Origin of the sequence: Enterococcus sp. DIV0756, assembly GCF_051710745.1 — a bacterium.
Taxonomy (GTDB): Bacteria; Bacillota; Bacilli; order Lactobacillales; family Enterococcaceae; genus Enterococcus_A.
Map to the genome: position 1 here is coordinate 706,520 of NZ_JBIOLF010000002.1, position 12,646 is coordinate 719,165.

Here is a 12,646-nt window from a genome sequence, read left to right on the forward strand (position 1 = left end):
GATAGCAGTTGATGAGCTAGTTGGATGATATACGGCATGAAAATCGAACCTATTTTTGAAAAAAATAGATACATTATTAAGAATAAGGAGGAAAAATGTATGTCAGTCTTTCAAGCTTTTATGTGTGGGGTCGTTTATTTCCTAGCGATAGGAAATCTTCCCTTCGTAGGGTTGTGGTCGTTACAGCGGCCATTGGTATGTGGACTTATTACCGGAATTATTTTAGGAGATCCATTGGTGGGTGCAATGACAGGCGCGTCGATCAACTTAGTTTACTTAGGTTTCATCTCTGCTGGGGGTTCGATGCCGGCGGACATGGCGTTAGCGGGGATTTTAGGAACAGCTTTTGCGATTACAGGTGGCCTTGATGCGAAAACAGCCTTATCTGTTGCTGTACCGATCGGCTTGTTAGGGACAATTGTCTGGTATGGCCGGATGACTTTTGGCTCCGTTTTTGTTCATGTGGCAGATAATTATATTGAAAAAGGCGAATACCACAAGATCTGGCGAGCCAATGTTCTCTATCCGCAGTTAATGACGGCTGTAATGACCATTATCCCATGTGGTTTGGCGGCTTATTTCGGTGCAAGCTATATTTCTGGATTTATCGAAGCATTGAGCGGTACGGCATTGACGATCTTTACGGTAATCGGTGGAATGATGCCGGCGTTAGGGGTAGCAATTACGCTGCAATACATTTTCAAGGGCGAAGCGCGAGTCTTCTTGTTCTTAGGTTTTATTTTAGCCACTTATTCTGGCCTGGACTTATTACCATTAGGTGTGATCGCTGGCTTGACTGCACTAATCTATGTACAAGCGACCGGCAACAAATCTGATTCTGAGGAGGATGAAATTTATGAGTAAAGAGGTAGAAGGAAGTTTGATTCGCAAAAAAGATTTGTTCCGTTCTTGGCTAATTTGGGAAAATCTGCCGCAAACCTGTTACAACTACGAGCGGATGATGGGCCAGGCCGTTGCGCACGTATTCGTCCCAATTTCAAAAAGATTACACAATGATAATCCTGAGAAAAAGAAGGAAATGATGAAACGTGAGATTGAATTCTTCAACGTGCACATTGAATTTGGCGCATGTATTATCGGGATGATCATTGCCTTAGAGGAACAAAAAGCCAAAGGCGTAGAGATTCCGAATGAATTTATCACCAGCTTGAAAACCTCTTTGATGGGACCGCTATCTGGGATTGGTGACACGATCTTCCAAGGAGTATTGATTCCGATTTTATTAGCTATTTGTATTGATTTGACGTTAAAGGGTACGATCTGGGGTTCGATCATTTATGCTGTTGCTATTATCGCGATTGCTTGGGGAATGAGTTACGCCAATTTCATGTTCGGCTATCGAGCCGGAGCAGATGCTGTCATGGACTTTCTGGAGAAGGGCATTCTGAACAAGGTGCTAAGGGGCGCTGAAATCATGGGATGTATGGTTATGGGCGGCTTAATCTCTAGTTATGTGAAGATGCATGTCGCATTGAAGATCGTCAGCTCGACATCGACCTTTAAGGTGCAGGAGCAATTTCTGGATGCCGTGATGCCGAATATCTTGCCTTTCGCCTTTACCATGTTGATCTATCTATTGATGAAGCGCGGCTGGTCGTCCCTGAAAATCATCGGTTTGATCGTCGTTGCCGGGATCGTCACAGGCTTCTTTGGAATTTTAGGCTAAGAAACATAATTACCTTAATAGGAACGAGGAACGTTGAAATGAAAGCAATTGTTGAAACAGGTGTCAAACAACTGGAAATTCAAGAACTACCGATGCCAGAAATTGAAAAAGATGAAGTGCTGATGAAGGTACGTGCAAATGGCTTATGTACCAATGATTTACGGGATTACTTAGGCGATATGAAATACACCTATCCTAGAATCGGGGGTCATGAATTCAGCGGCGAGGTCGTGGCGATTGGCAGCGAAGTGGCGCCGGAACATTTTGATGTAGGCGATCATGTCGTGAAATACATCATTCCAGCTTGCGGAGAATGTCATTACTGTAAAACGGGACGCGAAAATCTATGTACTGAAGTAGCTGACTCAAAAACCTTTCAAAATCCTGACGGAATCTCGGGTTTCTTGGGAATGTCGCAGTATATCGCGGTAAAAAGCCGCGATCTTTATAAATATCCCAAAGAGGTGCCTTTCACTCACAGCGCCTTTACAGAACCATTGGCCTGTGTTGTAAATAGTGTGGAGCGGGCTCAGCTGATGTTCGGACAGGATGTTGTGATTATTGGTGGCGGAGTAATGGGGCTTTTCCATGTCATTTTAGCCAAATTATCTGGGACACGTGCGATCCTCAGTGAACCAAATGCTGAACGGCGAAAGCTGGCCGAAGAATTAGGAGCGGATGTGACCTTTGATCCAACGAAGGGCGATGCAGTAGCATTTGTTAAAGAGCAAACGGCAGGAAGAGGTGCTGAAGTCGTCTTCAATACCACAGCCCTTCCGCAAATCGCTAAGCAAGCGCTGGATTTTACCGCCACGGGCGGCCAGACCTTTATGTTTAGTTCGCTGCACCCGAATGAGCCAGTCCCGACAGATATGGGGGTCGTCCATTCGTATGAAAAAGTGATTACCGGAACGGTCAGTCCGAAGATTCCGACCTTCTACCGTTCCGTTCAGCTGATCGCTAAAGGAATTGTCGATGTTACCCCTTTACTAGCGAAGACGTTTGATTACACGAAGGCCGCTGAAGCCTTTGACTATGCCTTAAGACCAGATACGCTAAAAACAATCATTACCTTTGATTAACAGAAAGCAGGAGAAAAAATGAACGCCCCCGTTTATGTTGGATTGGATATTGGTACCACCTCAATCAAGGTCGCCGCTGTAAACAAGCAATTAGAGGCTGTTTTTGAGAAACAGTATGCTTATGAGTATCAGACTCCACAAAAGGGCTGGACGGAGATCAATCCTGACACGTGGGTTGAAATAGCTATGCAGGGTTTGAAGGAATTATTCCATCATATTCCTGCTGACACCGTCAAGGCCATCGGGGTCACCGGTCAGATGCATACGACTGTGTTTGTAGATAAACACGGCTTCTCTGTTCGACCAGCGATCCTGTGGAATGACAATCGAACGAAAGAGAGCCTTCCAGCAATCAAGCAAAAGTTGCAAAGCCGCAAAAAAACGAAGCATCTTGCGAAAATTGTGTCCACAGGCAGTCCGTTGGCTAGCTTGCTCTGGGTACGCCAACATGAACCGGAGCAGTACGATCAAATCAACAAATTTTTAATTGCCAAAGACTATGTAAAATTAAAATTGACCGATACCTATACGACAGATTATTGTGATGCATCCACGTCTTCTTTGTATGACTTACACAACGATTGCTGGTCCAAGGACGTGCAGGAGTTATTTGACTTCGCACAAGGGATGTATCCCGAAATCCATCCTGCTTCAACAATCGTTGGTGAATTGAGCAGAGAAGTATGCACAGCATTGTCTATTGAAGAGCCCATTCCAGTGATTTCAGGCAGTGGTGACAACGTGGCCTCTGCATTAGCGTCTGGTAGTTTTGAAACGGGGCAGCCGCTCCTTTCCTTAGGGACCTCTGGTGTAGTGGTCATTCCGAATAGTCAGTATCAGTTAAAACAAATTGGTAAAAATGTCGTAGCTAAATTGACTGAAGAGGATGATTCCATCATCACTCAAGGGACGGTTCAAGCAGGAGCAAAAATCAATAGCTGGTGGCTAGAGAACATTTTGCAGACGGCAGACTATACTAGTGAGCAAGCAACCATTCCCAGTGACCGATTAGGTGAGAATGATGTTTTCTTTTTCCCACATATGAATGGCGAAAAAACACTCTTTTCGAATCCGAACTTAAGGGGGGCTTTTATCGGCCTTAGTTTGGAAACAATGCGAAAGGATATGTATTTAGCTGTTTTAGAAGGCTTAGCATTTGGTTTAAGACAATTGTTTGAAGCAATGAAAAATGAGGAACAGCCTGAGTATTTCGCAATCGTTGGCGGGGGAGCCAAAAGTGACTTATGGATCAAAATTTTTGCGAATGTTTTGGGATATCCTATTAAGCGGGTGCAAACTTGTCAAGAAGCAGTCCATGGCGCAGCAATCCTAGCGATCATGGGCGTAGAAGGCAGCTTCACTTTTCCCAAAAGTAAGGCCCAATGGACCGAGCCGAATCCTACGATCGTTGCCAAATACAACCAACGCTATAAAAACTATTTGAAATTGTCCCAGCAGCTAGTACTTCTCGGAGGTGACGGAAAATGAAGGAATGTTTAATTTGCAGTACCCCGCTAAAACTAATGAAATTCAAGTGTGCAGACGGGTATGTTTGCAAGAACTGTTATGAGAAAGCCAGCTTGAATTTTACTCAAACGATCAAAACGAAAACCAAAACCGAGCTCTTAGCAACACTAAGTAATGTGAAAAAAGAACAGACAGAGGATACGTTTGAACTAACGAGGAAAATCAATCAGCTAATCTTCTTTGATGATAACCATCAGCAGATCTGTCTGCCAAATCATAAAAAATATACGAAGACTAATCTGAAGCCAGAGATCTTTTCTTTTTCAGAAATTGTTCAGTGTCAATCGGTAGAGGAACAAATCGAAAGAGTCGTCAAGAAAAAACAACAACAGTTGGGTCGAATCAAAATTGTATTAACTTTTAAAAAGACCACCCGTGAAATCTGGTTAATTCCGAATTTTATCCACCGAGATAGTATGGCTTATCAAACGATGCGCACATTAGCGACAACTATTGTCACCGAAGTGAACCAATCGAAGGAGGGTGTCACATGCTAGTAGGATTAAAGGAAGTGTTGGTTCAAGCCAGGGCGAATAAGCAAGCAATTGCCGCGTTTAATGTACCAAATTTGGAAATGGTCCGTGCTGCGATTCAAGCAGCCGAGGAAGCCAATAAGCCTGTGATCCTGCAGCACGCAGAAGGCCATGGTTCATTGATCCCCTTGGAAGAGATTGGTCCGATCATGCGTCAATATGCGGAACGCAGTAGGGTTCCTGTGGTAGTCCATCTCGATCACGGGAAGTCCTTTGAAGCGCTGATGCAAGCAATCAAATTGGGCTTTACGTCAGTGATGATTGATGCCTCGGATCTGCCTTTTGATGAAAATGTCGCGAGAACCAAAGAAATCGTGAGAATTGCTCATAGTTTAGGAGTAAGCGTTGAAGCAGAACTGGGACACGTATTCACTTCCTCTTTGGGAGGCGGCGAAGGACGGGCGCCAGACGATGACCAAATTGGCGATACGGAGATTTATACGAATCCAAAACAAGCCAAGGCCTTCGTAGAGGCAACAGACGTGGACTGTTTAGCAGTAGCTTTCGGAACCGTCCATGGAATTTACCTCAAGGAACCAAGGTTGGATTTGACTCGGGTGCGGGAGATTTACCAAGAAGTCAATATTCCCTTAGTCATGCATGGCGGCTCAGGCGTTGCTGCCGCCGATTATCAGACCGCCATCGAAAACGGCATCGCGAAGATCAATTACTACACCTATGCGAACAAAGCTGCTGCCAATGCACTAAAAGAACACGTGACTTATGAGGCACAAGACGGTTTCTTCGAAGAGTACGTGGCTATCGCAATGAAAGCGTTAAAGATGGATTATACTCAAGCGATTCAAGTATTTAGTAACTCGAGCGTGTAAGGGGAGAGTACAAGTCTGTTTTATGCGTAAATCTGTTTGTAGAGTAAAGTAATATGATTTTAAGAAGACGATCTTCCCAATTAGTTAGGAGAAGATCGCTTTTTTTAGTTATTTAAATAACCTCTATTTTTAGGCCTGTTCTGTTTATTCTCAAATTAAGAAAGCACGATATCTTGGATTTGCGTTGCTTAAATCTAGTGATGGAAATGATGAAGAAACTAAGTACAGAGTAATCTAGCGATATTAATGAGTGGCAATAAAAGGGATATCGAGAGTAAAAAATTGGTATTTCTGTCGGTATAATTTTCCCTAAAAGTGTCCAAATACGTGAAGAAGAGAAGTTTACTTTGCGAATTTTTAATAGTGCTTATGTATTAATACTTAAAATTAAAGATCGATATTACAGTGACGATTTTGGAACGATAGATGGTAGAAGCGAAGTGACAAAAGGGAATGTTGGATGAGATCAATTTGCCTCTTTAGCATCAGAGGCAGCGAAATAATAGATGCGTCATCAATAGACAACTGTGGTATTGCCTGTTTTTTTGAATGAATTATAAAGCTTTAAGCGACCAAAAGATTGATATACCAATCTTTTGGTCGCTTTTTATCTAGTCTTTATTTTATTTAAAACAGATAAATGAAATCGAATATTGCACATATCATTTTTTTCTGACTCTCAGAACTTGGAGGGATTTGATCAAAGGAATACTGGAGAAGTCTATTAGCTTTTTAAATATCTTGCTTATTTTGATAGGATGCCACAAGGTAACAGTACTTTATAGAAGTATAAGGCAATCGGCACGAATTCGCTTAAGTCACTGTCAGCCGGTTTTTTGTTATTTAATACACGCCTAATAGGCTATAGGTTTTCTTGAACGGATTAATTTTTGTTAAGGGGGAGAACAAAAGATGAATTGAATAGCGATTGAAGGATGTAAACGCAGCCATTATATTCTAGGTAGGAGCTGAGGGAAATGATTGATAGTCAAGATTTATCTATTCTTCATGAGATTGCTTTTAGAAATCAAAGAAGTACAGCAGAATTAGAAAGAAAATTTTTACTAACAAGGAGGCAGATTACTTATTCTATAAAAAAGATAAATGAACTGCTAGCTGAAGGCAATCAAGAGTTGGTTAAGGTCTCGAGCAGTGAACTCATTTTAAATCATACCGTTCAAAAATTCTTACAAAATTATTTACTGAAAATGGAATTTTTTTCGGATGTGTATCATTCGAAGGAAAATCGACAATTAATGATCTTACTAACGCTTTCTTGTTCATTGGATTATTTGTCGTTGGACCACTTAATTTTAATGTTGGATAGTAGTCGATCAACTGTTGTAAATGATCTGAAGGAGGTGAAACGAAGGCTCCAAAAAAATGATATCAACGTTGGATACACTCGAACAAAAGGGTATTTTTTACAGGGCGATGAAGCAGATATAAGGTATTTGGTAATGAACACGGTAATTAACTTTCTGCATCAGGACAATGGAGAACTTTTTCTAGAAAGTTTCTTAAAAAAACAATTAGATATTGATTACTCGGAAATTGAAGACAAAATCTTAGAAGCGAGCGAAAAAAATAATATTTCTTTTTTTGAAAACAAACTCAAAGAATTTACCTATTGCTTCATTCTTTTGAGTCAGCGATTTAAATATGAACGACCTCAGAAGATGGTTAGTGATTTTATCGATCATCAATCGAATGAGTATCAGTTTAGTCTTCATGTCTGTAATTTTTTTCAAATAGAATTACCAGAGAATATCCTCTATATTTCTGCCTGGATTTTAGGATTGTCAGCTGGAAATATCGATAATAGAACGTCAGATCAACCAATGATCGTAAAAATCATTCAACGATTAATTGCACGATTCGAGAGCTTGTCAGGTATTCGCTTCTTAGATAAGGATGCTGTTACTCGCAGGTTGTATGAGCATTTTAGACCTAGCTATTATCGGATATTTTATCACTTACCTATCGTTAATCCTTTAGCGAACAAAATACAAGAAGAGTATCCAGAAATGTATGCCCTAGTTAATGAAGCAATTCGGCCTTTACAACCGCTATTTGATAGAGAGCTGCCAACAGATGAAATTGCTTTTTTAACTGTTCATTTTGCTGCATCCGCTTTTGACGAACAGGAAGAGCACGTAAAGAGAAATCGGGGATTGATTTTGTGTCCAAACGGCATTGGCACATCAATCATTTTACAAAAAGAATTAGAGTCCTTATTTCCTAGCATAGAGTTTATCGTGCGAGATTTTCGCAGAAAAATAGCTTTTGAAAGTTTTGATATTGTTTTTACGACGACGATCACCACGGACATGTTGAGTATGAAAATTCCATTTATTGTCGTAAATCCAATTATGACATCAAAAGAAAAATTTGAGTTGATTGGACGTGTGTATGAAATTTTAAACGATGAATCGTTACTAGACTCAAAACTCGCGGAGACACTTAAGGTAGTGAAAAAGTATGTAACGAGAGAACAATATGAAAAAATTGAAAATGAGCTGCTTATTCAAGCAGATGTCAATCATTCTAGAATCATCATCGAAGAAGGAGGTGAGTATCCGTTGTTAAGTGAAATTACCAATAAGGATCTTGTAAAACTACAGGTAGAGGCTACGAACTGGGAGGAAGCAATCCGTAAGTCTACAGATGTTTTAGTCAGTACAGGGGTTGCCACGCCTAGCTATATTGATGGAATGATTCAGACAACGAAAGAAACCGGCCCCTACATTGTCATTACCAAACATGTAGCTCTACCACATGCCCGACCTGAAGAAGGGGCGAGAAGAATCGGGATTAGTATTTCTACCTTAAAGACACCTGTAGTTTTTGGTAACAAGGAAAATGATCCAGTGAAATATGTTTTTGGTTTAAGCGCCTTGGATAATCAGACTCATTTAACCGCCATGTCGGAGCTAGCAGAATTGCTGGATCAGGAAAGCTTCTATCAGGTATTGGATAATGCTACAGATCCGGAAGAGATTATCGCGTATATCAAACGTTTTGAGAAAGAGAGGATGTAGGAATGATAAAAAAAGCATTGATTGCCTGTAGAACAGGAATGGGGTCAAGTATGATGCTGAAAATCAAAGTGGATCAAGTGGTGAGAGCCAAGTCGTTTCCATTAGAGGTACAGCACAGCACTTTAGATGATGTGAAAAGCTTTAAAGGAGACGTATTGATCACAATGGCTGATGTAGCAGATGAATTAAAAGGGCAGGTTCCATATATTATCGGGATCAATAATTTGATGGACAAAAAGGAAATCGAGACGAAATTGCAGGCATTTTTTGATAGTCAGGAGTCATAAAAGGGGGAAAAACAATGGAAGTATTAAAGGTAGTGGTGTTTGACTTGCTCGCTTCGGCACCAATTTTAGTTGGTATTATTGCCTTAACCGGGCTGTTACTGCAGAAGCAACCTGCGGATAAAGTCATTTCAGGTACATTAAAAACAATTGTTGGGTTCTTAGTTTTTGGCGTTGGATCGGCAGCAGCAGTGACTTCCTTAGATAGTTTTCAAGCGTTGTTTGCGGAAGGCTTTGGGTTGAAGGGAGTTCTGCCATTAGCTGAGGCGGTAACTGCTTTAGCTCAAGATAAGTTCGGTACTACGGTTTCATTAGTCATGTTGATTGGGTTTTTGTGCAATTTACTAGTTGCTAAGTTTACGCCATTAAAATATATCTTTTTAACAGGACAGCACAATCTTTATTTAGCCGCTTTATTGACAATTATGTTCAAAGCGCTAGGAATGAGCAATTCGTTGACTATCGTATTTGGAGGAATCATTTTAGGGATTTGTGCAGGGTTATTTCCAGCCATTGCCCAACCATACATGCGAAAAGTCACTGGTGATGATGAACTGGCGATGGGACACTACGTAACAGTCGGTTATGCCCTCTCTGGATGGATTGGTTCAAAGGTCGGAAAACCGGAAGATAGTACTGAAAATTTAAACTTACCCGGCTGGTTAACGATGTTTAAGGATTATGTGGTAGGTGTCTCAATTACGATGATTATTTTCTTCTACATTGCGGCGATTGCAGCGGGAAAAGGGGCAGTAGAGGAATTATCTGGTGGGGTAAACTGGTTAGTCTATCCACTATTCCAAGGATTAGGATTCTCGGCGGCACTTTATGTAATTATTACTGGAGTTCGACTGTTTCTGGGAGAAATCGTCAGCGCGTTTGTTGGGATCTCTGAAAAGCTCATTCCTAACGCACGCCCGGCTTTAGATTGTCCTGTGGTCTTTCCATTTGCTCCAACAGCGACTGTAATTGGTTTTTTAGCAGCCTATGCTGGTGGATTAGTCACCATGGTTATCATGGGGCTAATTGGAACAATCGTAATCATTCCAGTAGCAGTTCCATACTTTTTCATTGGCGCAACCGCAGGTGTCTTCGGTAATGCTACCGGCGGATGGAAAGGATGCGTGGTAGGCTCCTTTGTTGTCGGGATTTTAATTGCTGTTGGCCCAGCATTAATTTACCCAATTATGGAAAATATTGGATTGACTGGGACATCTTTCCCAGAAACAGACTTTAACATTGTCGGACTACTAGTCTATTATATCGGACAATTATTACAAAGTGTATTTTAAATTTCAATTATCGCGAATTTAATGGAGGAAATCTAATGAATAAAATTGATCTAAAATCGGTTGCTACTATGAGAAATCTGGTTGTTGACAGCGTTGAAAATGCCAATCATGGTCACATGGGTGCACCCCTTGGTTCAGCACCTATGGGGTATGAACTATTTAGGTATCATATGAACCACAATCCTAAAAATCCTAAGTGGTTTAATCGAGATCGCTTTGTTTTAACTTCGGGTCATGGTTCGATGCTGTTGTATTCGTTGTTGCATTTATCCGGTTATGATCTATCGATGGATGATATTAAACAATTTAGAAAACTAGACAGTAAGACACCTGGACATCCAGAAGTCTTCCACACGCCAGGGGTAGAAGCAACAACAGGACCATTAGGGCAAGGCTTTTCAATGACAGTGGGGATGGCTATTGCTGAAGCACATTTACGAGATCGGTTTAATAAAGAGGACTTTGATGTAGTAAATCACTTCACCTATACCGTATGCGGGGATGGTGATTTAGAAGAAGGGGTTGCATTAGAGGCAGCCGCTATTGCTGGAAAATTAGGACTTGGAAAATTAATTGTTCTTTATGATTCAAATGACATTACGTCAGATGGGCCATTAACGCAATCAGCCCATGAAGATATTCAAGAAAAATTTAGAGCAATGAATTGGCAAACGCTCTACGTCACTGACGGGAATAATTTAGATGAAATTTCCGCAGCAATCAAAGAAGCGCAAGCCGAAACAACGAAACCCACGCTAATTGAAGTAAAAACAATCATTGGATTCGGCTCAACCTTGCAGGGGACTGAGAAGATCCACAGCAATCCAGTCGGTGCCGAAGAAGCCAAAAAAATCAAAGAAGCAATCGGTTGGGAATATGACGATTTCTTTGTACCTGAGGATGTAAAAACAAATTTTGATGAAATTGCTATAAATGGTGAAAAACTAGAAATGCAATGGAATGAATTAATGAACGAATATTCAAATGAGTACCCTGAATTGGCGGCAGAATTGAAAAAAGTGATTCATGAGGAATTTGAAGTAACAGAAACGGCTTTGACACCATTTACAGAAGAAAAAATGGCAACAAGAACAGCTAGTGGAAAAATGTTGAATCGAATTTACAAAGATTTACCGATTTTAGTCGGCGGCTCTGCCGATTTAGCCTCTTCAAACAAGACAACGATTGAAGGACTACCCTTTATGGATGAAGAAAATCATGAAGGTCCAAATATCTATTTTGGCGTTCGTGAATTTGCCATGGCTTCAATTTGTAACGGATTGACATTGCATGGTGGATTAAGAGGATATTGTGGAACTTTCTTAGTATTTTCTGACTACATGCGTTCTGCCATCCGTCATTCTGCGTTGATGGGTGTTCCTGTGACTTATATCATGACCCATGACAGTATACAAGTCGGGCAGGATGGACCAACTCACCAACCAGTAGAACACTTAGTCTCTTTAAGAGCGATGCCTAATCTAGTTGTTTACCGACCAGCAGATGCTAACGAAACAATCGTTGCATGGAAACTGGCAGCCCAATCTAAAGATCGTCCATTCCTAATCGCTCTCGGAAGACACGATGTGCCGGTAATTGAGGATGTCAATTACGAAAATGCTGAAAAAGGCGGATACGTCCTATCTAAAGACTCAGAAAATCCAGATTTAATTCTAATTGCAAGTGGTTCTGAAGTTGAAATGGCATTGTTGGCAAAAGAACAGCTTAAACAGTATAAAGTAAACGTTGTTTCATTGCCTAGCTGGGAACTATTTGATGCACAAAGCGAAGAATACAAAGAATCCGTGCTGCCAACAAACGTTGATAACAAGTTATCAATTGAGTTGGGTTCAACAATTGGCTGGTCCAAATATGTAGGCGCCAATGGAGCATCATTTGGCTTAGAACAATTCGGAAAGTCCGCTCCTGCTGGAGATTTGTTGAAGGATTACAATTTTACAGTCGATCATATCATTGAAGAAGCTCAACGACTAATCGAAAAAAATAAATAGTCTGATTCAAGGTGAGGCTGAAGAAAAAGTCTTAAGAATGACCAGTCATTAAATCAGAGCCGAACGATTTTGCCTCTATCAATAACGATAGGGCTTGATCGTTCGGCTATTTTTTCACGCAAAGTCAGTCCATACTGCAATGTTGCTTCAGCACTTGCAGTATGGACGCTTTTTTATTGGACATTGTTCTCTCGATAAAATTGTTAGAAGAGCTATTTCAAATATCACCATTAAAAAAGTGGTGTAGCAACTGCGATTCCTATTCAAAACTAATAACAAAATGCTAAAGGTGAAACGAACTATTAGGAGATTTATTAGTGAGAATAGAGCAATTAATAAGGGGTTGAAGTCTGTATGT

General features: G+C 40.8%; 10 protein-coding genes. All 10 read left to right on the top strand.

The genetic code is table 11. The annotated features are described in order from the left end of the window. Positions 1 to 99 precede the first annotated feature (99 nt). The 10 genes from IGI44_RS19850 to tkt all read left to right on the top strand — a co-directional run bounded on the left by IGI44_RS19850 (position 100) and on the right by tkt (position 12,288). Positions 100 to 864 (top strand): PTS mannose/fructose/sorbose/N-acetylgalactosamine transporter subunit IIC, encoded by a 765-nt coding sequence (locus tag IGI44_RS19850; RefSeq protein ID WP_438789659.1) that lies wholly within the window; start codon positions 100 to 102, stop codon positions 862 to 864. Further along, positions 857 to 1,687 (top strand): PTS system mannose/fructose/sorbose family transporter subunit IID, encoded by an 831-nt coding sequence (locus tag IGI44_RS19855; RefSeq protein ID WP_438789660.1) that lies wholly within the window; start codon positions 857 to 859, stop codon positions 1,685 to 1,687. Before IGI44_RS19850 ends, IGI44_RS19855 begins: the two co-directional genes overlap by 8 nt. Before the next feature lie 38 nt (positions 1,688 to 1,725). Beyond that, entirely contained in the window at positions 1,726 to 2,769 is a 1,044-nt protein-coding gene (locus IGI44_RS19860) for a zinc-dependent alcohol dehydrogenase (RefSeq protein WP_438789661.1), read from the top strand. An 18-nt stretch (positions 2,770 to 2,787) separates the two neighbouring features. Continuing rightward, complete coding sequence (locus IGI44_RS19865) at positions 2,788 to 4,257, top strand: xylulokinase (protein ID WP_438789662.1); 1,470 nt, start codon at positions 2,788 to 2,790, stop codon at positions 4,255 to 4,257. Beyond that, positions 4,254 to 4,793: a DUF4428 domain-containing protein gene (locus tag IGI44_RS19870; RefSeq protein WP_438789663.1), complete on the top strand. Its 540-nt coding sequence runs from the start codon at positions 4,254 to 4,256 to the stop codon at positions 4,791 to 4,793. The genes IGI44_RS19865 and IGI44_RS19870 overlap by 4 nt, the downstream gene beginning before the upstream one ends. Continuing rightward, positions 4,787 to 5,659, top strand: a complete 873-nt coding sequence (locus tag IGI44_RS19875) for a class II fructose-bisphosphate aldolase (RefSeq protein ID WP_438789664.1) — start codon at positions 4,787 to 4,789, stop codon at positions 5,657 to 5,659. The genes IGI44_RS19870 and IGI44_RS19875 overlap by 7 nt, the downstream gene beginning before the upstream one ends. Before the next feature lie 977 nt (positions 5,660 to 6,636). Next, positions 6,637 to 8,700, top strand: a complete 2,064-nt coding sequence (locus IGI44_RS19880; RefSeq protein ID WP_438789665.1) for a BglG family transcription antiterminator — start codon at positions 6,637 to 6,639, stop codon at positions 8,698 to 8,700. A 2-nt stretch (positions 8,701 to 8,702) separates the two neighbouring features. After that, entirely contained in the window at positions 8,703 to 8,987 is a 285-nt protein-coding gene (locus IGI44_RS19885) for a PTS sugar transporter subunit IIB (protein WP_438789666.1), read from the top strand. A 14-nt stretch (positions 8,988 to 9,001) separates the two neighbouring features. Then, a complete protein-coding gene (locus IGI44_RS19890) occupies positions 9,002 to 10,276 on the top strand; it encodes a PTS ascorbate transporter subunit IIC (protein ID WP_438789667.1) in 1,275 nt (424 codons plus the stop codon). A gap of 35 nt (positions 10,277 to 10,311) precedes the next feature. After that, a complete protein-coding gene (tkt, locus tag IGI44_RS19895; protein WP_438789668.1) occupies positions 10,312 to 12,288 on the top strand; it encodes a transketolase in 1,977 nt (658 codons plus the stop codon). The last annotated feature ends 358 nt before the right edge of the window (positions 12,289 to 12,646 follow it).